We start from the raw sequence: 22,869 nt of genomic DNA, 5'->3' as shown, positions 1-22,869 counted from the left end.
ATCAGAACAAAGCTTACCACAATATTACATTTTTTTATTTTTATTTTTATTAATGAAATAAATCACTCATCAAAGCTTTACGGAAAATGTTCTAGGAGAAATCTAATTTCTTAATTATAAAAAAGATGCTTAAGCCATCTCACCTAAGCATCTTTTTAAAGTCAGTTAGCCACTTGTACTTCCTTCACTTAGACAAGGATCTGATGGTTGTCCCATAGAGTATTTAAAGTAGTGTTGACATTATTTAAGGTTAAAAATGAGGTACTGTGATAAGCAGTTCCTGCACCATCTCGGTCAATACTCAAAATACTGTTATTTCCATTGAGGGCTAATGAGAGATAAGAAAAAATAGAGTTTACAGTGCTGCCATTGGCATAATTGATGAGCAGTTCACTAATATCAATTTTGTCCGCTTCACTGTCGGTTAAGGTATTGCCGACTTTAAAGTCTTTCCAAACGTCAGCTCCGTTACCACCCGTTACATCGTTTGTATTTAATAGTTTATATAAAGCAGTGTCAGAGCCTAAGCCGCCAATCAAGGTATCGTTATCTTTTCCACCATTTAAAATGTCATTACCCGCACCACCATTTAGAACGTCATTATTGGTACCGCCACTTAAAATGTTATTACCACTGTTCCCAACAATGGTATTACCATTTCCATTCCCCGTTCCATCAATATTATCTGTACCTAACAGATTCAAATTATTTAGCGCGTTGCCGCTATCTAACGCATAACTCACAGTTGAGTTGACGGTCTCAAACCCTTCGTTAATCTTCTCGATAATGACATCATTTACATTATCAACATAATAGATGTCATCACCCAAACCTCCAATCAGCGTATCTGCTCCACTTCCACCATCTAAAGTGTCATTGCCCGCCCCACCATCTAAGGTGTCGTTTCCGGCTCCACCATTCAATGTGTCATTTCCAGCATATCCATTTAAAATGTTATTGCCAGCATTACCAATGAGTACGTTACTCAGCGCATTTCCATTGCCGTTTAAATTATCCGCGCCATTTAAAGTGAGGTATTCTACATTATCTCCTAAGGTATAATTTATATCCGAGATTACTTTATCGTTACCTTCAGCAGTATTCTCTACAATGCTATCGCCTAAATTATCTACATAATAAGTATCGTCACCCGTTCCACCAATCAGGCTGTCCGCACCTTTTCCACCATCAAGGATGTCATTTCCGGCACCGCCCAATAGCACATCGTCTCCCCAATTTCCTTTTAAAGTGTCGTTACCAAGACCACCTTCAAGTCGGTTAGATAAATTGTTCCCAACTAAAATATCATCGTAAGCACCACCAATTGCATTTTCAATCTGGGTTCCAAGGTTGATGCTTAGTTGGTTTGCACTCGATATATGAGAAGATTTTTCACCAATATAGCTCCAACCACCCTGATTAAGATCGATGGTAGCTGCTTGTGTAGCATTGCTCGCATTGATTGTATCAACGCCTGCACCATCCCATATTAAAACGCCTTTAGTGCCATCAAACACATAGCTATCATTACCTGCACGGGTTGAACTATTGACTCCATATATCGCTTGCAAAGCTGCAATATCAAACGGTGCAAAAGATCCGTCATATGACATACCACTACGGTCATATGACATCACTGACCATGCCCGTGTGTCTTCTTCTTTTGAGAAACTATCAATGGTGGAACCTTCAAAGGTATGACGTAAACCCAGAGCATGTCCCAACTCATGCGGATAGCTTGCAGTCACCCAAGTTCCTGCTGGATCAAACCAAAAAGCTGGTCCAAAAGCCACGTCTGAACCAACAAATGCTCCGCTTGGATACTGTGCATAAGCCGTAGCTGCGGTACTGTTCCGGTAGGCAGCAATAGTATTAAGCTGTGATGCATTGTCCGTTAATGTAAAAGTTAAAGCTGAAAAGTCAGAAGCTTTTTGGTAGACCTGAGTCATAAAGTCCTGTTGGGCTTTACTAAAAGGACTCCACCATGAAGGTGCTTGACCATTTGCATCGAGTAGATAATCAGGTGCAGTAGAAGGGAAAATATACTTAAAATCTGGATTACTATTAGTTGTGGCAACAAGTGCACGTACCCAGTAATTTACTCCAACCGTCGTATCTAGTTGAGCACGGTCAATCGTGACGCCATCGGCAAATTGAATACTAAAGTTTTTATTGTTGTTAGCGAGATAGCCAGTTAGCTTAACAACATCACTATCGCTGTATTGAATATTCAAAGTGGTTTTATCAAAACTGTATTGAACATCGGTAGATTTAACGTCTGTAAACACAATCGTGTTGTTACCGGAATAATCTCCATTAATTGTGTCTATTCCATCACCTAAAGAAAAACGATAAGTATCGTCACCTTCGCGCCCATTTAACGTGTCATTACCTTTGCCTCCAGTAATCACATCATTTGGAAGAGTACCCGAAAAGTTATCGGCATTATCTGTCCCATTCCATGTTGCAGTTTTTCCTGTTAGAAACTGTTGATAGGTTTGGACTACACCATCTGAAAGAATGTAGTTGTTAATATAGGCTTTTAAAGTGATGCTATCCGTTGCTGAATAATTAATAACTAACTCATTATTAGCATTAGTTGTGAATGTAATGTCTTTTGAAGAAACATCAGTAATTTGGATGGTGTTTTTACCCGAATAATCGTTAATGGTATCGTTACCATCTCCCTTACTAAATTGATAAGTATCGTCCCCACTACCCGAGGCTAACCAATCATTCCCAGTACCACCTATGGTCAAGTCATTACCTGTTCCGCCATATAACTTATCATCACCTGCACCACCATTTAACGTATCATCCCCAGCATTACCATTTAAGGTATCATTACCTTCAAGTCCATTAATAATGTCATTCGATGCAAAGCCATTAACCGTTTCATTGCCTTTGGTGCCAGTGAGTGTAATGGTTTTATTTGTGAGTAATTGATCGAGTGTGGCAGTTGTACCATCTAAAAATTTAAAGCTACTTACATTCCCTTCAATTAATACAGCATCACTATCCGAATATTTGACCTGTAAATTACTTCCACTGCCTTGTATAGAAATATCGGCCAAATTACTGGTCGTGAATTGGATCGTGTTATTTCCACTATAGTCCGTGACCTTGTCTATACCATCCCCTTTACTGAATTGATAAATATCGTCTCCTACTCCACCAAAGAGACGGTCATTCCCAGCACCACTACTGATTTGATCAGCTGAGTTTGTACCAACAATCCACTCACTATTCGCCGTAGAAATATTTAAACCATTTCCAGCACTGGTAAATAAAACCTGCTTTTCTACCCCGTCACTAAAAATCATACGGGCTTTAGCAAGAGAGTTAAAATTTAGTGAATAATAAGTTCCTGAATAATTAGTGACGTATAAAACACTATTTATGTATTCAATTTGCCTAATATCATTTGAAGTAAAATTATCGAACTTTAGCCATAAACCATTTTGATCATTGCCATAAGTTACCATTGAGGTTTCCTTATTTTTGTTATTGATAGAGGAAATACTATTTAATTTCACTTAATAGAAGAACCTCTTTTGGCGACAAAAATTACCATTTAGCGACATATTTTTTATTTTTTTTAAATTTACTTAAAATCAAATTTAGATCTATTTTTTAAAAATTTTATATTTTTAATATTAAATAACTATTTTATTAAATTAAGATAATTAGTTCGCAAACATGTTTATAAGAAATTCCTTTTGGTATTTTTAAAACGAAATCCTGTCTTTTAAGTCACTGAACTCACCTTTTATTCCATTTAATATCCGCAAAAGACCAGCTCGTTATTTGCTCTGGGCAAAATATTTACAGGTTTTATATTCAATGAGTTTATTGCTTAAAGTTCGACAGAATGTTCCACAAGTGAAGTCGATTAAAACGTCACTTAAAAAGCGTGCTGGTCAGAAAATACCTCACATGCTGACCAATGCATCAGATCTGTTTTTTAGAGGCCCTCAAATTGCCTTGTCAGGAAAAACGCCTTTTGATGTGATTTATAAGCATGAGATTATGAGCTTACGTCACTATAGAAATGAGACTGAAGCTCCTACACATAAACACCGCGTACCGTTAGTGATTGTTCCGCCATTGGCAGTGAACATGCTTATTTACGATTTGTTCCCTACTCGCAGTTTTGTACGCTTCTTTTTGGCACAAGGGTTTGATGTCTATTTAATTGACTGGGGCGTGCCAACTCGACATCAGGCAAAATACAATTTTGGCACCTACATTAAAGTCTTTATGCCTGAAATGTTAAAACAGGTTCGTATACATAGTGGTCAACAACAGCTCTCTTTACATGGCTGGAGTTTAGGTGGTGCTCTTTCACTCTGCTATACCGCGTTATTTAAAGATAAAGATATTAAAAATTTGATTATTCTTGCTTCACCTATCGACACCCATAAAGCGGGTTATATGGGTAAACTTTATGGAAGCTTGACCAAACCTGCACAGTGGGTTCGTAAGCACACCCCTTTTCGTATTCGCCAACATGTACCAAGTGAAGTGTTTCATATTCATGGTTGGCAAAACACACTCGGTTTTAAATTAACGGACCCAATTGGCAATTTAAAAACCTATTGGCAGCTTTTAAAAAATCTTGATAACCGAGAATTTATTGTTGACCACGCCACCTCTAGTTCATTTATAGACAATATGCTGGCTTATCCAGGCGGCGTTATGCGTGACATTATTTTACGGTTCTGGATTGATAATGAGCTATCAACAGGTGTCGTTAAGTTTGGCGAACTTACAGCTCATCTAAAAGATATTGATTGTTCAGTGTTAGCCGTGGGTGGCGATACAGACATTATTGTGACCGCCGATGCCGTTAAACCCCTTATGACCTTAATTGATAGTAAAGATAAAACATTCAAAACCGTACCAGGCGGCCATATGGGGGTGGTTTCAGGTAGCCAAGCTCCTAGTTTTGTTTGGCCTGAAATAAGTAATTGGTTAGCGACCCGTTCAGACTAATACTTTTAAAAACACGAAAGCCAGCGTAGCCAGTTCTACGCTGCTTAAAATTCAAACTATGCAAAAGCTTTTTATTTGATTAATCCATATGCATGTAATTGCTTATCACACGTTATAAGTACGATTTTATAAAACACAAAGATAATAAAAAATTGCCACTTTATAGTTAACCAATATATTAATTTAGTCATAAAAACATAAATTTTATTTATCACAAAACCATTTTTAAAATAAAAAATTTTATCAAACGTTAAATTTTTCTTAAAACACATCCAATTTATTTAAATAATATTTTTGACTTTTAAGATTATCTACCTAAAGTCGATGTTACTTTTTGTTATTTGTGTAAAGCTCAACTCAACAGGGGGTTCACTCAAATATTTGAAACATAATAATTTTAATTTATTATTCATTGTAAAATATGTATATTATTTGAACAATTGTAGGCAATATCTCACAATCATGTAAGCTAAAGCTTACAACACAAATGTTTGTTTTTTCTATAATTAATTTCAGTACATATAAGCACTCTTTACTATTAAATAGAAAGCTGAATATTAATAAAGAGATCTGGAGAAAATGATAAAGTCATCTTTATTAATATAAAAAATCTTAATAATAGAAAAAGAATCTCAAAAAATTAATATGTACTATCTTTCCTCTGGAAACAGAGGAAAGATACCTTTTTATAATCTTCAGATAGGGTATAGAAAATGTTTATCGCAAAAAATATATTTGTATATTTACTATCAATGTTAGCTCTATGCTTAATGATTATTTTTTTTAATTACCTAGGAATGAATGAGACGACTAATCTCTTAATTTCTTCGGCACTCTTTGGAATATTTATTACGTGGTACTATAAAGGTAGTGGACTATGTATTGCTCTATTTAGTTTTTTTTACTGGGCAATGTTCGTGATTAGTCAAAGTTTAGAAGTGATATGGATGCTTTCGGTTTCACTGATTGTATATTTAGTGATGACTAAAATTGTACCTAAACTCAAGCACATCCATATCGGTATAACGTCAAATAGTTAGAATGGATTTACTCCCCGATTAACCATTCCAACTTTCCTAACCGTATCAACTTTAGTTTGCTCTGCAATTAATAGTTCATTTAAGAAAAATTTGAGATTTTGCTGATTAAGCAAAATTGGGTTAAAAGTACTTTCTCCCATCTTGAGAAAGAAAGCCTCGATATTTGTATTGCGTTGCACATATTTCATTGACCAACGTTGAAAAGAGTTTTCTTCAATGGAATATGTGCATAACCATTTAACATTGTGGTGCCTTTGATCTTTTTGAATTTTCTCAAATAATCTTTCTACTACCTCTTTTTCGCCTTCTAAACATTGAAAAAATGCATTATCGGCATAATAAAGTACTCCACAAATCTCGTTCAAATCATTGAAATCACGAGCTTCTGTTAGGATATCACGCAAATCTTGTAGCAAATCTTCATTATTTTCATTTCGTTGGCTGGCATAACACAGTCGAACGTTCATAAGACTTCCGTGAAATATAAAATTTCATTATTAATGGAATTTTCAACTTAACACACCTTTAACAGAAATACTTTACATTTCATTATTATAAAAAAATCGTAACCTTTCCTAATTTTAATAAAAAAGCCCGAAACTAGTTCGGGCCATGACGTTTATAACTACATTATTTAACACGTTCAATTTGTAAAACTTCAATTTCGGTGGGCTTAATACGATGTGTGTCAACTTCACCTACAATACGTACTTTATCTCCCACTTTTAATTGCCAACCGTTTGCTAAGTCATCATCAACATCAATCACGATGGAACCCGTTTTATCTTTAAGCTCATAATGGTCGCCAGCAATATGCTTTACGATAGTTCCTGTGAGGGTTACACCTGTTTCATCAGCTAATGTTTTTGCTTTTGAAACAGTGACTACATTTTTTGCGGCTTGTTTGAGTATAGCCGGATCAGTTCTTGCAAAGGTTGCACTGCTACCGAATAAAACCAGACTGGTAATTGTGGTTAACACTATTTTTTTCATTAAAATTTCTCCTATTCTTTTATTCATAGTTATCTAAACAATTTCTTAAAACTGTGAGTTTTAGCTTTTGTGATTTTTTGTGTCATCATGTCAGATGTACAATATTATTGTTGGAGAAGCTTTTAGACTGGCTCTTTTTTTAATCATTAAAATAAAAAAAACCACATCGGGTGATGTGGCAAAAAGATGTAGCTTACTGAACCAAAAAAATAGCGTGTAACAGAGGATATAAGTCTAGAATAGATATTAATTATTAAAATAAACTTAAGAAAAAAATATTAATTAAAGATTTTCTAAAAATTTAGATAAACCTTCTGGTGCCCTTCCTTCTAATCGACTACTGGTGGTTACTCGAACTAAATTGCTCCATGTAATATTACAACACTGTCTTATCAATTTATTAATGAGGGAAACATCTTCATGACAGGGAACTGGTTCAAAACCACCAACTTGCATATAAACAGCAGCACTAAAACTTAAATTTGCACCATGAATATGATGATGATCCATACAGTCTTGATAATGTGACAAATACTTTTTTTGTTTTATAACAGATAATCGGCTCAAGTCATCTAAAGTCACAATACCGCAAATTGCATCTGTAGGCTGATGCAAAATTTGGCAACGCAACCAGTCTGGACTGACGATACTATCGGCATCGGTACAGGCAAGCCAAGTTGCTCCATTTTGAATAACTTGACGAATACCTAAGTCTCGGGCCTTTCCAACACACGCATAATTACATTCAATCCAGCTTACTCCATAACTTTGTACAATTGAGCGCGACTGGTCTGTACAGCTATCGAGCACAACCATAACCTCAACCTGTTCATCCGGTACTTTTTCTATCGCATCTTGAATTGACTGCAAACAGGCTGGCAAATGCTGTTCTTCATTATGCGCTGGAATCACAACACCTATTTTCATCGTAATTGTTCCCGCTGAGCTATTGACGAAGAATTAACAGTCCAAACATCAACCATAAAGTCCGGATCGTTTAGACTTAAATAGTGATGAAATGGAAAATATTGTTGAAAGCTTTGGTGTACTTGCTTGGCATTCAATTCAAAATCCTGAATATCATGTCGCCAATGGCAACACAAAATTTCCCCTTCCGGGTTTAAAGCCTGCTTTAATTTTTCAATAAACTCATCTAACTCATCACATGTGAGGTAATACGCCACTTCGCTAATCACAATTAGGTCAAATTTTTGTTCATAAAAATCTTCAGGTATTTTTCTATTTTCAACAGTCACATGTTCAAATGCTTCTAACATTTGGGATGCGAGTTGAACGGCCTGCTCAGAGACATCTATACACAATAGACGCGCAGCACGCTGAGCTAGATAAACGCTTAAATGCCCATTTGAACAGCCAATTTCTAAAACTTTTTCATAATGAGGTCGTGTTAATAATGCAAGGCAGATTTGTCTTTTACGGGCTTCGTACCAGTGATAATCATAGCCCCATGGATCATTATTACTACGATACAACTCCTCAAAATACATACGAGAATGAGTCACTCAGATATACCTCATAAGGCATTAAAAGACGGCTAATGGCACTAGAAGACAAAACGGCGGAATTGCCTGTACTTTCATCGGCTTCAATTTGTGTTTTAAATTGCATAACTGCTTGAACTTTTTTATTTAATTGGTTTTCAGTTAAGGCATAAGCTTGTGCTTTGGACCAATCAATACGTGGGTCTAAAGGCTCTGCCCAATGCCATGCCCAAATCAGTACATGCACACATACTAATTGATGCACTGTTGCAAAGGCCTGCACTGTTTTCCCGACGGCCTCATGATCTGGATGCCCATCAAATGCATAACTACAAATTAAAATATCTTCAGGTTGAACGATTTGGCTGAGCGCTTGATTTAATAGATGAGCCTGTGAGTGAATCTGACCATCCGTAAGGTTTAAAGCAATTCGTTCAGAATGATCTGAGACACCTAAACTATTCAAAGCAGCAAAAGTCTCTTGCGGACGTAATTCGTTTAATTGGTCTGGGCTGTATTTTGTTGAATGGGGATGGCTTTGCGTGCCATTACTGACCGCCACAATAACAAGATGACAATTTTCTTTGACTAGCTGCTGCATTAAACCACCACAGCCAAGCACTTCGTCATCAGGATGCGGAGCGACAATCACCACTCTTTTCGAACGAAACAATTGTAAATTCAGCCCATCTAAAGGATGCGTTTTAAATGCCTCTAGCCACTTAAACTTCGGTGTTCCTTCACCTGAAATTACGCGATCTTCGACTAAGGGATGAGTTAAAGTTCCCATAAGCTTTTCTCCGGCAAACAGAGCTCTGCAATAGACTCATAATCAAAAGCCGCATGGCTCTGACGAATAAAGACAGGCAAATCAGCAATGAGCTGTGAAAATATAGCTTCTTCACAATAAGGACGCGCGCCTAAAGCTTTACCAACAAGTTGAATAACACTCTGGCAGCATTGTTCTGTTTGAGCACGCAATATACGGATTTCTCGCTCATGACTGAGCATAGGTTCTTCATCAATAAGCTTGGCAGTATATTGAAAATACTGTTTTGTTACAGAAAGCTGTTGAGCTAATTCCCCTAAATACATTTTTTTAAATGCGTTTGGGCTGAGTTTGCAACTTTCATGTAGGAAGCTAACTAAACGTACCGCTGCACCATACCAACAAGCGGCAACACCAGCCGCACCATGCCAAAATCCGGGACGCTCTAAATAGCGATTTGGCTGACCTATAACCGTAACGGGAGTATTGTCAAAATGTACTTGGGCTGTTTGAGTGCCTTGCATACCAACGGCTTGCCAATGATTTAGGTCAACATGAACCGAAGGATCACTTAATTCAACAATACAAAGCTGTGCTTGGCCTTGCTTGTCCTTATAGCTCATTAAAGCCTTGTGAATAAACTCAGCGCCAGAGCACCAAGTTTTGATACCGCTACAATGATTGTTCTCGACTTGTAGAGGTGCAGGCCCACCCTCTGCTGTCCATACCGCCCACGTTTGCTCATCTATTTCAGCTTGATAACCCAGTTCTTTTAAAATACTTAAAGCATCACAATGTGACTCAAATAATTTAGCTAGACTTAAGTCACTCCCTGCAATTTGAGCGAACATTTGCCACCTTTGGTAGGTTTGACCTGATGCTGGATAGGGTAAATTTTTAGCTAAACTTACTAATTCTTGAAGCAAGTCTTGGCGTAGCTGACTTTTGTTTTCAGCTTCAGCATGTTCGAATTCATTCAACATACTCAAGATTTTCATATTTATAGATATTTTAATATTCATTACAAATAATTATTCAAAAGTATTAACTTAAACATATCGAAATAATTCTGTTTAATTAAAGATATAAAATGTAATAAAAAGATATTTTCTATAACTTTATTAAATGAATATTTCGTTTTATTTCATTGTTATTTAACTATATCGCTTAAGTGAAAATATAAAATAATCATGTAAGGTTTATTAAAAAAGAAAGATTTCTCCGATTTTATCCAGTAATTTAGTTTCTACGATTTTTCTATTTCCAAAGAAGAGGTCAAAAATGAGTACTTTAAATATTAATGATATTAAAAAACATGCAGACGTTATTGCTTCTTGTGGTACCAAAGTAGGAACTGTTGATCACCTTGAAGGTGAAAATCAGTTAAAACTTACTAAAGACGAAAATGATCAACATCACCTTATCCCTACTTCTTGGATTGGTGAAGTAAAAGATGATCAAGTCATCTTAAATAAAAACTCTCAAGAAGTTAAAGAAAATTGGCAAGCCATTTAAATTTCTTTGCACAGTTAGTTTATAACTGTGCATCTTATTTAAAAATATAAACAACAATTAAAATAAAATAACGAGAATTAAAAAAGTAAAAAGCTCCTTTTTATTAAGGAGCTTTTTATTTCTATCATAAAAATTTTAATTCAATATTTTTATAAATTACTCTGATTTATTGCAACCGAACGGGTTGCTTTACGCTTTCGGGTTACAAATAAACCGCACACCACCACACCTAACGTTACCCCTAAAGATAGAGTCGTTTCATAACTATAGGCTGGTGAGAAGAACATATAAGCCAATACACTTAAAATAATGATAATCACAAACCAAGTCAGCCATGGAAACAACCACATTTTAAAGGGAATTTCTGCTCCAGCTGCTTCTAACTTATGTCTTAATCGTAACTGTGAAAACGCAATAACCAAATACACCAGCAAAGCAATCGAACCTGTGCTTGAAAGCAATAAGGCAAACACTTTCCCAGGGAATACATAGTTAATGACACAGCACACTAAACCAATAAAAGTTGAGGAAAACACCGCAATTGCCGGTACCCCCGCATAATTCACTTTAGTGACTGCCTGCGGTGCTTCATTGCGTGTTCCTAAGCGGAATAACATACGAGAAGACGTATAAATTGCGGCATTCATACAGCTTGCCACGGCGATAAACACAACCGTATCAATAATAAGTTTAGTACCCGGTACATTTAAGCTCATTAAAACGTATTGGAATGTCCCGTACTTTTGTAAGTCTGGTGAACGCCAATCGACAAGCGAAACAGCAATAAACATTGAAACCACAAAGAAAAGAATAATACGGTACAGCACCAAATTGGTAGCACGTCTAATTTTCTGTTTAGGGTTGGATGACTCTGCCGCGGCAATCGAGACAATTTCTACCCCAAAAAATGAAAACGCCGTAATTAAAATGGCAGATAAAATACCTCCCATACCATGCGGCATAAAGCCAGCGTTGTTATATAAATTGGCAACACCGCTAACATTTTTTGCTAAAGGCCAAATACCCGAAATTGCCAAAATACCAATTATGATAAATCCAATAATGGCGACTACTTTGACTAAAGAAAACCAGAACTCAAACTCACCAAAACTTTTGGTACTAAAAAAGTTGGCCAGGCTTAAGAACACAATAAAGCAAAATGCATAGATAGAAACCGAAACGCTCGGAAACCACGAATGTAAAATTTCTGCGCCAGCAATCGCTTCTACTGGAATAGCAAGCACCCAAAACCACCAATATAACCAGCCAATAGTGAAGCCTGCCCACGGGCCAATCGCTTTACGGGCATATGTAGAAAATGAACCGGTGTCCGGCTCTAAAACAGCCATTTCACCCAACATTCGCATGACCAGAAAGACCATAATACTGGTAGTGAGATATGCAAGAATGACCGCTGGGCCTGCTTTGGCAATTGCAGAAGATGAACCGACAAATAAACCTGCACCAATAACACCGCCAATACTAATCATTGTGATATGGCGATTTGAAAGTCCTTCGCCTAATTTTTTTGTTCTATCATTATTCATATTTCATTCCTTAAAAATATATCCATAAAACAATCTATTACATGTTTAAAAATCCTTTGCTAATGAAAAAGGGAAAACCTGATGTTTTCCCTTTGTTGCAGACATTAATTTAAAGTTGGCATTGAGAACTGTTTTGCTTCACGGACTTGAGCCGAAGGCCAGCGCTGTGTAATGGTTTTACGGCGTGTGTAAAAACGGACGCCATCTGGACCATACGCATGTAAATCACCAAACAGTGAACGTTTCCAGCCACCAAAGCTGTGGTAAGCCACAGGTACTGGTAAAGGCACGTTAATACCGACCATACCCACTTGAATGTGGCTGCTAAAATAGCGTGCTGCTTCCCCATCACGGGTATAGATACAAGTACCGTTGCCATATTCATGGTCATTAATGAGCTGCATCGCTTCTTGCATGCTATTCACACGCATAACTTGCAACACAGGACCAAAAATTTCTTGCTGGTAGCTGGTCATATTCGGTGTGACTTGATCAATTAAAGTTGGTCCAACAAAGAAACCTTTTTCATAGCCTGCAGGTTTTGCATCACGGCCATCGACCACAATTTTTGCGCCTTGCTGTTCTGCACTTTGAATATAAGCCTGCACTTTGTCTTTATGCGCTTGGGTAATAAGCGGCCCAAAGTCGTTACTTGCATCTGCATAGTTACCGAACTTCAATTTTTTCATTTCTTGAGTGAGCTTATCAATCACGACATCGGCAACTTCATCGCCAATAGCAACCGCAACCGACAGTGCCATACAACGTTCGCCCGAAGAGCCAAAAGCAGCGCCTAATAATGAAGTCACCACGTTATCAATATCGGCATCCGGCATAATGATGGCATGATTTTTTGCACCGCCTAATGCTTGGCAACGTTTACCTGTTGAAGTCGCTGTACGGTAAATATATTCAGCAATTGGCGTCGAACCCACAAAGCTGACTGCCTGAATACGTGGATGATGCAATAAGGCATCTACCGCTTCTTTGTCACCATTCACCACATTAAACACGCCGTCAGGTAAACCAGCCTGTTTTAAAAGTTCAGCAAGGTATAAAACCACAGAAGGTGCTTTTTCAGAAGGTTTTAAAATAAAACAGTTACCGCAGACTAGTGCCATTGGGAACATCCATAAAGCGACCATGGCCGGAAAGTTAAACGGTGTAATACCAGCGACAACCCCTAGCGGTTGGAACTCGCTCCATGAGTCGATATCTGGACCGACATTTTTTGAAAACTCCCCTTTTAAAAGCTCTGGTGCGCCGCAAGCATATTCAACGTTTTCAATACCGCGTTGCAATTCGCCTTGAGCATCATGAGAAATTTTGCCGTGCTCTTGCCCAATCAAAGCGCAAATCTTTTCGGCATTTTGCTCTAATAATTGTTTGAACTTGAACATGACACGTGCACGTTTAATAACTGGTGTATCACGCCATGCAGGAAATGCTTGCTCGGCCGCCTGAACTGCTTCATTTACCGTTTGAGCATCTGCAATTTCGACTTCTTTACTAATTTCACCCGTCGCAGGATTGTAAACTGGCTGTTTTCTTGCCGTTTTAGATACAATTCGTCCTTGAATGAAATGCCCTAGCACTTTTTTGGCTTGTTCACTATGCGTACTATTTTCAGTTGAAACTTCGTCATAGCTAAAATCTTCTAGGCCATTTGTCATTGTTGTTACTCCTTACTACAATTAGTTTTCAGATCAAACTGCTTTTTCATTTGGTTTTTAAAGAGCACCTAGAGACAACCCCGATGCTCATAAATATCTATAAGGCTTATTTCACTTGATAAAGTGCATCGCCCACGGCATTCAATAAGCGGTCAATATCTGCTTCCGTACTGTTGAACATTGGACCGAACTGAAGCGTGTCACCTCCAAAGCGGACATAGAAACCTTCTTTCCAGAGTTTCATACCGAGTTCAAAGCCTCGAATGGTGGCATCGCCATCACGCGGAGCTAACTGCAACGCACCAATCAAGCCACAGTTGCGAATATCTAAAATGTGCGGTGCGCCTTTTAAACCATGCAGCATTTTTTCAAAACTTGGTGCCAACGCCGCTGATTGAGCTAACAAGTTTTTCTTTTCTAAAACTTCAAGTGCAGCTAAAGCGGCAGCGCAAGCAACCGGATGTGCCGAATAGGTATAGCCGTGGGTAAATTCAATGGCGTGTTCTGGTAAGTCTTGCTGCATAAACGCAGAGTAAATTTCATGGCTTGCCACCACACCACCTAAAGGAATGGCACCATTGGTGACTTGTTTAGCAAAGTTCAAAATATCTGGCGTAACTCCGAAATATTCCGCCGCAGTCCATGTTCCTAAACGCCCAAAACCTGTAATCACCTCATCAAAAATTAACAAGATGTCATGCTGATCACAGATCTCTCTTAAACGTTGTAAATAGCCTGTTGGCGGTACAATACAACCTGCTGAACCGGAAATAGGCTCCACAATGACGGCTGCAATATTTGAAGCATCATGTAGCTCAATTAATTTAAGCATTTCATTGGCAAGTTCTACCCCGCCTGTTTCTGCACAGCCTTTGGTAAAAGTTAAATTCGGCTGTAAAGTATGTGGTAAATGGTCTACATCCATAAGCTGACCAAACATTTTACGGTTGCCGCCAATCCCACCTAGACTTGTTCCCGCAACGTTTACGCCATGGTAGCCACGGGCACGACCAATCAATTTGGTTTTGCTTGATTTACCTTTAATGCGCCAATAAGCACGCGCCATTTTGATAGACGTATCTGCCGACTCTGAACCTGAGTTGGTAAAGAAAACGTGTTGTAATTTTTCAGGCATATGCTGAACAATTTTATCTGCCAGCTTAAAAGAAAGCGGATGACCAAACTGAAAAGCTGGTGAGTAGTCGAGCTGACCTAATTGGGCGCTTACCGCTTGTTGAATTTCAGGTAAGGTATGGCCTGCACCACACGTCCATAAGCCTGAAAGTGAGTCATAAATTTCACGGCCAGAATCATCAATTAGGTACGACCCTTTTGCACCCACAATCATGCGCGGATCTTTAGCAAAGTTTCGATTTGCAGAAAAAGGCATCCAGTGTGCCTGATAGTTTATGTGCATATTATTATTAGTTTGAACCGCATCCAAAGTATGCTCAGAGTCGCTGAATTTATCCGTATCAAACATAACCATTCCTGTTTATTTTCAAATTATGGTTTGAGTGTACATAGCGAGATAAGTTTGATAAATTCAAATTATCTTGAGTTTAGATTTAAAAAAACAAAACTAAATGAAACCTAAAAAATTAAATCAAGTCACTGATTTTGATATAAAACTTCTCAAAATATTTAAAACGGTTTGCGACTGTCACAGCTTTACATCTGCCGAAAGTATTTTAGGTATTAGCCGCTCTGCAATTAGTTTGCATATGAGTGATTTAGAAAATCGTTTAGGCATTCGGCTATGCCAACGTGGCCGTGCTGGATTTGCCCTCACCGATGAAGGGCGGGAAATTTTAGAATATATTGAAGTGCTCACAGCAGCGATTGAAGACTTCCGCTCTAAAGTCAACCAAATGCATAACCGCCTTAAGGGGGAGTTTAATATCGGCATTATTAACAACCTTGTGACTATGCCAAGAGGTTATATCACCAACACCTTGACACAACTTGCCGAGGAACATGCCGAGGTTATTATTAATATTAGTATGAGCACCCTTTCAGATATTGAGTGTCGTGTACTCGATAACCGATTGCATGCAGGTGTTATACCCCTTGTTACACCTTTATCTGGTTTAGACTATTTCGACTTATATAGCGAAAGTTCATTTTTATACTGTGGCAAAAACCATCCTTTATTTAACCAATGTAGCAACATTAATTTAAATGAATTAAAAAAATGGCAAGCTATTCTTCCTAATTATGCCATTACCTCAGAAGCCGCAAAGTTACATCAGCTTTTAGACTGTAAAGCGACAGCAAGTGACCGTGAAGGGATTGCCTTTCTGATTTTAACCGGAAAATTTTTAGGTTTTTTGCCCGACCACTATGCAAAAAAATGGGTTGAAGATGGTGTGATGCAACCTGTTTTAAAAGAGAAGATGCATTACAGCACCCCTATATGTTTAATTACGCATAAGGGTAAGAACCACAATAATATTTTAAAAACCTTTATGGAGATGCTTGAGAAAAGAATCAGCAGTAGTTAAAAATATTTATATATAGATATAAGAATATAGATTATTTATAAATAACAAGTCCTTTTATTTAAAAAAACTTCATAATAGAAATTTACAAAATTTAGGCTTCATTGTGGCTTTTTAGATAAAAATGACTATCGAGTATATTTAAATATATTTAATACTTAACAAATATTATTTAACAGTCTGTTTTTAATAAATAAAAAATATATAATCACCCCGCAAAGTAAACATAAATACTTAAGGTTTATTCATGAAAAAAATTTCAACTTTAGCAGTTTCTATTTCATTTATTATGTTAACGGGGTGCGGTGGAGGCAGTTCAAGCTCTAATAATACTGAAAATGTATCATCGCAAGCTCAAGGACAATCTAGTCAAAATGTAAATAGTCTAAAGTGTGATAGAGGTATTCTCTTAAACTCTACACTTTCAACAAATACAATTTTTGATGAAACGCTATATTCTTTAAATTATAGATTTAAGGAAATTTCTTCAGGAAATCCTCCAACTTCAATTCCACAACTTTATGCATATGAAATTAAAAGAAATGATCAAATGTTATATGCTTATCCAAAAGCACTTTACAATATAACTGCTGATGAAATTGAGAGTAGTTTGGCTGAAGATATCGTCCAAAGTTATGACCTTAACTCTTTCGGTCTTTTCACTAAAAAGACATACCAAAAGCAAAATAATGGTTGGCCTTTAGGTTATGTCGTTGCATCCCAAGGCTCACAAATTACGACTGCTCAATTTAATGATACTTGTAGTTTAAATTCATATAACATTAGTTACGACTACGAAAAAATAGATGTTTCGGGTAAAAAAATATCTGATATTTTCCCATCAAATATTTTAACCAGTCGACCAGAAAATATAGACTACTTATATATGAGTGATCGATTAACTCTAATACTTAAAAATAATCAAACGGCTTTTACGAGCTTATTGAATAGTAATGCGACTTTCCCAAGCGGTTCTTTTATTTATGTACCGAAGTCTGTTATTTATAACAATACAGAGTTTTATTTCTCTGACAACAATAGCACTAAGTTCAAAACTGTAGCTGAGTGGCAACAAGCCCTTTATCCAAAGGCTAAATATAAATTTGATACTGTGGCTGGCTACAATGTGACTTACTCTGTAGACAGTGCAGGAAACCAAATTTATTCTGGCGGAAAAGACCCAGCCGTTGAAATGAATGGCAAAATTTATGATGCCGAATGGCAAGTTAAAGGTAATGTCACATCTGAGACATACGGTGAACCAGCAACTATGTGGACCACTAACTATCAAACAAAAGGAGAGTTCGCTTTATACAATAAAGCGAGTTATGACTTTCTTGTTGCCCAAATCCAAACTTACTATAAGTAAAATTTAAAACCTGTATATCCCAAAGTACCTTGCAATGTACTTTGGGATATTTATCTAAACCAGCCCTACCCTTAATAAAAAGTAATCTAATGCCTTATTTCCTTCATACGCATCGTTCTTATCTAAATACTGAATAATTGCACCCTCAATCATATATAAAAAGAGTTTCGCTTCATTAAATGATGCATCGGCCTTAAGTGTTCTAAGTACGCTATAAATTTCATTGGTCAGCCATGTTCTGTACCTTACTGCGGTTTGGTAAGCATTTGGATAGCTATTTTTAGTTTCAAAAATAGCCTTAAATAATAAGTAATATGGTCCCTCTAAGTCGGTATGTAGAACATGCAGTTTCTTGAGTTTATCTATGGCATTTGTATCATGCTCATACTCCACCAGTGCAACCACTTGGTCTTGGAGCCGTTCTTTTTGTACGACTAGACAAATATCAATGAAGCGCTCTTTTGAGTGAAAATAATTATAAAACGTCATTTTGTTCACTTCAGTTTCTTTCACAATTTTGTCGACGCCCACAGTGTGAAACCCACCGTGGTGAAACAGATTTATTCCTTTTTTTACAACTTCTAAAGCACGTGTTGGGAGAATTAAATTTGGCATAGTTTTACCGTTATAAAATAAATTTTTGTTGTATATAAATGAGTTAAAAAAAGTCTGTGCCCTTTTTAGGAGAAAAAAAGGCAAAGCAAAACCCATAAAGACTGTGCTTGGCACGTCTTGAGTTTTATAGTTGCTAAGTTTTTGGTCGTGATGATTTAAAGCTTGATAAACCTAATGGCGATCAAACTTGTTAACAAACTAAGTTGTGTTGTTATAGCTTTTGGCAAAAGCTGCCAAGAAATAATGGATGTGCAAAGCCGACTCCTTTTTATTGGGAGTTCTGCCAGACATTAAAATTATGGTGGCAGAACGAAAAGGGGTTAGCAGACTGGTCAAACGTGGCCAGCACACCCGAAGGTGTCCCCCTCCCGTTCCGCCGCAGAGGGGGCACGAGGGCTCAACACTAAAAGTATGAAACTTTTAATGTACGTTTGATGCGGTCTGCTAAAACCGACTGGCAATGTAGGCCAGCACGCAAAGGATAATAGTCACTCTATTTATCGTCAAGCACAAAAAGTGACAACAGTTTTAAAATAAAACAGACAAAGTATTTGATAAATCAGTGGGTTTTAAGATGTACTACAAAATCTACGGGTAAAAAACAGATGTTGTTATTTTTATAGATTTTTTTAAATAATTGAGTTCGGCAATAAGAAAGATTGGGCTAATTCTTATAGTACCTAATCAGAATAGATGAGAAAAATAAGCTTTTTACTCTCAGTTGGCTTGAGGCTTGGTAAATTCATTTTAATAGCACCCATTTAAAGATGCTACACAAAATAATTAATGGTTCTTTTTAGAGAATTTGTGACCTTTAGGAAGTGGAGCATCACATGGTTGATCTGTCTTTACATCGACCATTTTCACTGGCCCATCCTTGTAGACCGTTACTTTACAGCCTTTTACAACATATTCCTGTTCAATACCACCGTACCTTTCATCATCAGAAACGGGAGCTACAGAAGTTACCGCATCACAAGCTTCATCAGCACGACATTGACCGTTCATTCCACTAACATCCGCTCTACCCGCTTCAGCCACTTCTGCTCCAGCAGCTTCCATTGCATCAACCTCTTCAACCTGTGTCTTTGCTGCATATGTATTTGAAAGACTCATCATCAGAAAAACTGCAAGAAAGAACTTACTACTGCGATTTATTGAATTCATGTTTTATCCATAGCTATTGATTTGAAATTGGTGCTTTCTGGGAAGGGATGAAAATTAATTAGTGATAGTAGAATTTCTACTTCAATTTATTTAAAAGCCTTTCTATATCAACCTTATGTTTATTATATACATCTTTCTTTATTTCATATTGAAATATTCTATTCAGATGATAACTCAATAGAGTTAAATCTTCATTATTTTTATCAGTTACAATTTCTTCCAAAATTTTCATAAACTCTGACAACGGTGAAATCTTCAAAAATACTAAATATGGCCTTTCTGATGAAAATGGTAACTTATGTAAATAATAATTCATTAATATTTTCTTTCCTTTTTTCCCCATGAAAAATGAGGGATTAATTGGAATGCCAAATAATAATCCTCACTATTTAAAGGATAGTTATTCAACAACCAAAAGCATCTTTCCTCATTAGTATATTTTTTTAAATTTTTGATAATATTCTTTAATTCATCAACCATTTAACCTCCCATAAAACACAAATTTTTATAGATCTTACCTACTATCTCAAACTTTTAAATTGTACAAGTCAAATGCTTATGTATCAATACAGGAAAACTCGGCTTCCTCCGTCGCTCTCATTTAGTCCGTGACTTTATAAACACTCAATGGTATAGAAATTTTATATTTCCCGATTAAAGATAAGAATTCAGCATTTAAAACCTCAAAATTACATTGCTCATCTTCTGAAATATATACCTCCATAAATAAAATAAAACCATCAGCTCCATTTTTATAAAATTTTCAATATTTTTAGAAATGAACTCATAAAATATAGAATCATATTCTTCATCATAATATTCATTAGAAAAATCTTTATTAGAGTTAAACTGAATATAATTGGGGTATTCTTCATCAAAAGCAAAATAAATCTTATCACTAGAAATATTTTTTAAAGCTTGAATAGCATCCAAAAAGTCTCCAGACACATTAAAAGTCAACCTAATATACATTATAAAAATTTCTCCAAAATAATTCTGACTGGAAACCCTCATTGCTACCACAATTGTTTAATGTGCGTCCGCTAAGAATAATTTGCCTTTATACAATATTTTTATCAAAATCACAAAATATCAATTCAGATGTTTTATATAAATCCAATAACTTTCCCTGATCTAACTTTTTTTATCAACAACAATATTACTCAAACCTTTAAAATAATCAATAAATTCAGCAGGTAATCTAACTCTATATTTTCTAACCCAATTAATTATAATTGCATCCCAAACATATACACCATCAGAATAAATGATATTTGGTAAAATATCTTGGTGATTATAAGGATCTTCTATTGGACTTACAAATTCTAATAAAACTAATCCAGACTCAAAATATTTTACAATTTCATCAGCATTATTTTCTGAAAGAAAGTATTTATTATCCTCAATAGTAGGTTTATCTAAAGGACGATTGCTATCAAAAATTTCTCTATACAATAATAATGTTTTTAAATTATTCATAATTACTTCTCATTACTTTATCTTCATCGGAAAGATAAAAATAACCCTATTTTTCCATTTTAATAATAAAATCAAAACCTTAAAAAATATAAAAGAACCATTAATTCACAATAACTCTTTTATAAAATAAAATCGAAAATTTCTGCACTTATTTTCCTAAATAATTTTATCATTAATAGTCCATAAATTCCTAATCAGCTAAATTATCCCGATCTTTACTATATTAAATAAATTTTTCAAATTCATTTGATAAATATACTTCCTTTCCATCCAATAGCCCATTATCATTATAAATAAAACTTCCCTCTATTTTTGATAAAATATAAGCCAGCTTCACCATGATACTTAATGTTTCAGAATCTCTTCTTTTTGCGCTTATATCATATAAATATTTAAACAAAACTTCTCCAGAATCTTTACTAATTTCAAAATTCAAACTATTAAAACAACTTAAATCCTGTTTTGTTGTTTCAACATTTAAAACATCAATCCAAACTCTAGCTTTCAAAGAGTCAACAAACAATAAGTCATCTTCAATATTTAGAGTTAATCCACTTATTTTATTATCAGATATAAAATTAGAAATTTTCTCTAAAACTTCAATGGGCGGTTTATTAACCTTACATGGAACCGAAAAAGAAATCATATTATTAAACCAATTACTAGAAATATCTTAACAATTTTCTAATTACACCACCAGATGGACCCACACTAACCAATGATGCTCTCACGTATAATCTTAAATACTCTTTGTATTTACCATTAATCAATACTTGCTAGTCTAGTATCATATCGACTATCTCGTACAACATAGGGCTCTACAATATCTTCCCATACTTGAAGAGCCATATTCTGCCATTTAGCCATATCTGTTATATAATCTCTTTTACCCCAATCCTCTATTTTCATATGCTTAACATATTGTCTAATCAATTTAATAGATAAATTAAAGTGAACTCTGTCCAATTCTTCAAAAGTATAGAATTTTAAATACTTACCCTCTTCCGATTTTATGCTTTCATGTAATTGTGGATAGCTTGGCAAAAAAACTTCATCCAATAAATCACCAAATGCATCCCAATATGTACTAGCAATAGATTCAGAAAGACTTTTTCCTCCCTCAGATTTGCTATGATCAAAACCAACAAATATCATTCTACTCATTATTTACGTCACTATAATATTTTTCTGATTAAGATTTTAGAATTCTATAAATATATATTTAAAATAACTCTCTATTTAAATTGATACATAATTTATCTAGGCCTGATCACTTATCTTTTAGCTAAAAATCAAAAAAGGAATGCAAACTCTCATTCCTAAGAATTTGCATAAGTACATGTCTAAATTGTGAACCAATGACATTTATCTAAAAAGCACTAGTAAAATATTTAAGCAATAAACTTTATAACGTAGTCACAGATTGTAACTGCTATTCTACCACCCTCTACTAGGTTACCTCCTTAAAATATAGAATATGATATATACAAGAATATTGACAATGTCATTATTATGAATAAGGCTCGTATACTAATATCAAAATCATTAGAATTTATATTTACTGAAGGAAATCCAACTGGTGATCCATTATATATTGCAACAATAAATGCAAAATAGGATAAAACTAAGGCAAAAAACTCCTCACCAAATATAAAATTATTAAAAACAATTAGATGCCCAACAATTAAAATACCAATACATGTA

22 protein-coding genes are annotated in these 22,869 nt (G+C 35.7%); 5 read left to right on the top strand and 17 right to left on the bottom strand.

The features are described from left to right. Positions 1–188: 188 nt before the first annotated feature. Positions 189–3,485 (bottom strand): M43 family zinc metalloprotease, encoded by a 3,297-nt coding sequence (locus J576_RS02185; protein WP_002049064.1) that lies wholly within the window; start codon positions 3,483–3,485, stop codon positions 189–191. A gap of 358 nt (positions 3,486–3,843) precedes the next feature. Between J576_RS02185 and J576_RS02180 the strand changes: the two genes are divergently transcribed. Beyond that, entirely contained in the window at positions 3,844–4,995 is a 1,152-nt protein-coding gene (locus J576_RS02180) for an alpha/beta fold hydrolase (RefSeq protein ID WP_002049361.1), read from the top strand. Between the two features lie 713 nt (positions 4,996–5,708). Then, on the top strand, positions 5,709–6,035 hold the full coding sequence (locus tag J576_RS20005; RefSeq protein WP_004707954.1) for a hypothetical protein: 327 nt from the start codon (positions 5,709–5,711) through the stop codon (positions 6,033–6,035). On the opposite strand, the gene J576_RS02170 is transcribed toward J576_RS20005, so the two are convergent. From J576_RS02170 to J576_RS02145, 6 genes are all read right to left on the bottom strand, one after another. Continuing rightward, positions 6,032–6,502: an AnBLUF65 family BLUF photoreceptors gene (locus J576_RS02170; protein WP_002049354.1), complete on the bottom strand. Its 471-nt coding sequence runs from the start codon at positions 6,500–6,502 to the stop codon at positions 6,032–6,034. The genes J576_RS20005 and J576_RS02170 overlap by 4 nt on opposite strands. 163 nt (positions 6,503–6,665) lie before the next feature. After that, a complete protein-coding gene (locus J576_RS02165) occupies positions 6,666–7,028 on the bottom strand; it encodes a NirD/YgiW/YdeI family stress tolerance protein (RefSeq protein WP_002049108.1) in 363 nt (120 codons plus the stop codon). A 282-nt stretch (positions 7,029–7,310) separates the two neighbouring features. Beyond that, positions 7,311–7,955 (bottom strand): glycosyltransferase family 2 protein, encoded by a 645-nt coding sequence (locus tag J576_RS02160; protein WP_002049169.1) that lies wholly within the window; start codon positions 7,953–7,955, stop codon positions 7,311–7,313. Continuing rightward, positions 7,952–8,551 (bottom strand): class I SAM-dependent methyltransferase, encoded by a 600-nt coding sequence (locus J576_RS02155; protein WP_081404057.1) that lies wholly within the window; start codon positions 8,549–8,551, stop codon positions 7,952–7,954. The genes J576_RS02160 and J576_RS02155 overlap by 4 nt, the downstream gene beginning before the upstream one ends. Continuing rightward, the gene (locus tag J576_RS02150; protein WP_002049120.1) at positions 8,526–9,320 is read right to left on the bottom strand and encodes a PIG-L deacetylase family protein; all 795 of its coding nucleotides are present in this window, start codon (positions 9,318–9,320) and stop codon (positions 8,526–8,528) included. Before J576_RS02150 ends, J576_RS02155 begins: the two co-directional genes overlap by 26 nt. After that, on the bottom strand, positions 9,308–10,282 hold the full coding sequence (locus tag J576_RS02145; protein WP_002049202.1) for an acyl-CoA dehydrogenase family protein: 975 nt from the start codon (positions 10,280–10,282) through the stop codon (positions 9,308–9,310). Before J576_RS02145 ends, J576_RS02150 begins: the two co-directional genes overlap by 13 nt. A 298-nt stretch (positions 10,283–10,580) precedes the next feature. On the opposite strand from J576_RS02145, the gene J576_RS02140 reads away from it, so the two are divergent. Beyond that, positions 10,581–10,814: a DUF2171 domain-containing protein gene (locus tag J576_RS02140; RefSeq protein WP_000105754.1), complete on the top strand. Its 234-nt coding sequence runs from the start codon at positions 10,581–10,583 to the stop codon at positions 10,812–10,814. A gap of 149 nt (positions 10,815–10,963) precedes the next feature. Here the strand turns inward: J576_RS02140 and J576_RS02135 are convergent, their stop codons facing one another. From J576_RS02135 to aptA, 3 genes are all read right to left on the bottom strand, one after another. Continuing rightward, positions 10,964–12,361 (bottom strand): amino acid permease, encoded by a 1,398-nt coding sequence (locus tag J576_RS02135; RefSeq protein WP_002049077.1) that lies wholly within the window; start codon positions 12,359–12,361, stop codon positions 10,964–10,966. A gap of 104 nt (positions 12,362–12,465) precedes the next feature. Next, positions 12,466–14,034, bottom strand: a complete 1,569-nt coding sequence (locus tag J576_RS02130) for a CoA-acylating methylmalonate-semialdehyde dehydrogenase (protein WP_002049254.1) — start codon at positions 14,032–14,034, stop codon at positions 12,466–12,468. Positions 14,035–14,140: 106 nt separating this feature from the next. Next, positions 14,141–15,523 carry an omega-aminotransferase AptA gene (aptA, locus tag J576_RS02125; RefSeq protein WP_081400903.1) on the bottom strand — a complete coding sequence of 461 codons (1,383 nt, stop codon included), beginning with the start codon at positions 15,521–15,523 and terminating at the stop codon, positions 14,141–14,143. A 97-nt stretch (positions 15,524–15,620) separates the two neighbouring features. Between aptA and J576_RS02120 the strand changes: the two genes are divergently transcribed. Beyond that, positions 15,621–16,538: a LysR family transcriptional regulator gene (locus J576_RS02120; protein WP_002049219.1), complete on the top strand. Its 918-nt coding sequence runs from the start codon at positions 15,621–15,623 to the stop codon at positions 16,536–16,538. Between the two features lie 244 nt (positions 16,539–16,782). Next, positions 16,783–17,904, top strand: a complete 1,122-nt coding sequence (locus J576_RS02115) for a hypothetical protein (RefSeq protein WP_002049327.1) — start codon at positions 16,783–16,785, stop codon at positions 17,902–17,904. Between the two features lie 54 nt (positions 17,905–17,958). On the opposite strand, the gene J576_RS02110 is transcribed toward J576_RS02115, so the two are convergent. The 7 genes from J576_RS02110 to J576_RS02080 all read right to left on the bottom strand — a co-directional run bounded on the left by J576_RS02110 (position 17,959) and on the right by J576_RS02080 (position 22,320). Beyond that, positions 17,959–18,519 (bottom strand): TetR/AcrR family transcriptional regulator, encoded by a 561-nt coding sequence (locus J576_RS02110; protein WP_025467750.1) that lies wholly within the window; start codon positions 18,517–18,519, stop codon positions 17,959–17,961. A gap of 783 nt (positions 18,520–19,302) precedes the next feature. Continuing rightward, positions 19,303–19,581 (bottom strand): hypothetical protein, encoded by a 279-nt coding sequence (locus J576_RS02105; protein ID WP_406565898.1) that lies wholly within the window; start codon positions 19,579–19,581, stop codon positions 19,303–19,305. 420 nt (positions 19,582–20,001) lie between these two features. Further along, positions 20,002–20,166: a hypothetical protein gene (locus J576_RS20375; RefSeq protein ID WP_227865527.1), complete on the bottom strand. Its 165-nt coding sequence runs from the start codon at positions 20,164–20,166 to the stop codon at positions 20,002–20,004. Positions 20,167–20,361: 195 nt separating this feature from the next. Further along, positions 20,362–20,619, bottom strand: a complete 258-nt coding sequence (locus J576_RS02095) for a hypothetical protein (RefSeq protein WP_002049367.1) — start codon at positions 20,617–20,619, stop codon at positions 20,362–20,364. A 201-nt stretch (positions 20,620–20,820) separates the two neighbouring features. Next, a complete protein-coding gene (locus J576_RS02090; protein ID WP_002049102.1) occupies positions 20,821–21,165 on the bottom strand; it encodes a hypothetical protein in 345 nt (114 codons plus the stop codon). A gap of 223 nt (positions 21,166–21,388) precedes the next feature. After that, entirely contained in the window at positions 21,389–21,811 is a 423-nt protein-coding gene (locus tag J576_RS02085) for a hypothetical protein (RefSeq protein ID WP_002049190.1), read from the bottom strand. Positions 21,812–21,927: 116 nt separating this feature from the next. Next, positions 21,928–22,320: a hypothetical protein gene (locus J576_RS02080; protein ID WP_002049260.1), complete on the bottom strand. Its 393-nt coding sequence runs from the start codon at positions 22,318–22,320 to the stop codon at positions 21,928–21,930. Between the last annotated feature and the right edge of the window lie 549 nt (positions 22,321–22,869).

It is taken from the genome of Acinetobacter sp. 766875 (genome assembly GCF_000582055.1).
GTDB lineage: Bacteria > Pseudomonadota > Gammaproteobacteria > Pseudomonadales > Moraxellaceae > Acinetobacter > Acinetobacter nosocomialis.
The sequence above is the reverse complement of the archived record's forward strand: the minus strand, read 5'-3'. Positions and strand labels throughout refer to the sequence as shown.

What these genes read in the sequence shown, in the direction of transcription:
- J576_RS02105 (WP_406565898.1), bottom strand. Translation starts at nt 19,581, where the DNA reads ATGGAAGCTGCTGGAGCAGAAGTGGCTGAAGCGGGTAGAGCGGATGTT.
- J576_RS02080 (WP_002049260.1), bottom strand. Translation starts at nt 22,320, where the DNA reads ATGATATTTGTTGGTTTTGATCATAGCAAATCTGAGGGAGGAAAAAGT.
- J576_RS02145 (WP_002049202.1), bottom strand. Translation starts at nt 10,282, where the DNA reads ATGTTGAATGAATTCGAACATGCTGAAGCTGAAAACAAAAGTCAGCTA.
- J576_RS02135 (WP_002049077.1), bottom strand. Translation starts at nt 12,361, where the DNA reads ATGAATAATGATAGAACAAAAAAATTAGGCGAAGGACTTTCAAATCGC.
- J576_RS02165 (WP_002049108.1), bottom strand. Translation starts at nt 7,028, where the DNA reads ATGAAAAAAATAGTGTTAACCACAATTACCAGTCTGGTTTTATTCGGT.
- J576_RS02130 (WP_002049254.1), bottom strand. Translation starts at nt 14,034, where the DNA reads ATGACAAATGGCCTAGAAGATTTTAGCTATGACGAAGTTTCAACTGAA.
- J576_RS02090 (WP_002049102.1), bottom strand. Translation starts at nt 21,165, where the DNA reads ATGAATAATTTAAAAACATTATTATTGTATAGAGAAATTTTTGATAGC.
- J576_RS02160 (WP_002049169.1), bottom strand. Translation starts at nt 7,955, where the DNA reads ATGAAAATAGGTGTTGTGATTCCAGCGCATAATGAAGAACAGCATTTG.
- J576_RS02170 (WP_002049354.1), bottom strand. Translation starts at nt 6,502, where the DNA reads ATGAACGTTCGACTGTGTTATGCCAGCCAACGAAATGAAAATAATGAA.
- J576_RS02140 (WP_000105754.1), top strand. Translation starts at nt 10,581, where the DNA reads ATGAGTACTTTAAATATTAATGATATTAAAAAACATGCAGACGTTATT.
- J576_RS20005 (WP_004707954.1), top strand. Translation starts at nt 5,709, where the DNA reads ATGTTTATCGCAAAAAATATATTTGTATATTTACTATCAATGTTAGCT.
- J576_RS02185 (WP_002049064.1), bottom strand. Translation starts at nt 3,485, where the DNA reads ATGGTAACTTATGGCAATGATCAAAATGGTTTATGGCTAAAGTTCGAT.
- J576_RS02115 (WP_002049327.1), top strand. Translation starts at nt 16,783, where the DNA reads ATGAAAAAAATTTCAACTTTAGCAGTTTCTATTTCATTTATTATGTTA.
- J576_RS02120 (WP_002049219.1), top strand. Translation starts at nt 15,621, where the DNA reads ATGAAACCTAAAAAATTAAATCAAGTCACTGATTTTGATATAAAACTT.
- J576_RS02150 (WP_002049120.1), bottom strand. Translation starts at nt 9,320, where the DNA reads ATGGGAACTTTAACTCATCCCTTAGTCGAAGATCGCGTAATTTCAGGT.
- J576_RS20375 (WP_227865527.1), bottom strand. Translation starts at nt 20,166, where the DNA reads ATGGTTGATGAATTAAAGAATATTATCAAAAATTTAAAAAAATATACT.
- aptA (WP_081400903.1), bottom strand. Translation starts at nt 15,523, where the DNA reads ATGGTTATGTTTGATACGGATAAATTCAGCGACTCTGAGCATACTTTG.
- J576_RS02110 (WP_025467750.1), bottom strand. Translation starts at nt 18,519, where the DNA reads ATGCCAAATTTAATTCTCCCAACACGTGCTTTAGAAGTTGTAAAAAAA.
- J576_RS02180 (WP_002049361.1), top strand. Translation starts at nt 3,844, where the DNA reads ATGAGTTTATTGCTTAAAGTTCGACAGAATGTTCCACAAGTGAAGTCG.
- J576_RS02085 (WP_002049190.1), bottom strand. Translation starts at nt 21,811, where the DNA reads ATGATTTCTTTTTCGGTTCCATGTAAGGTTAATAAACCGCCCATTGAA.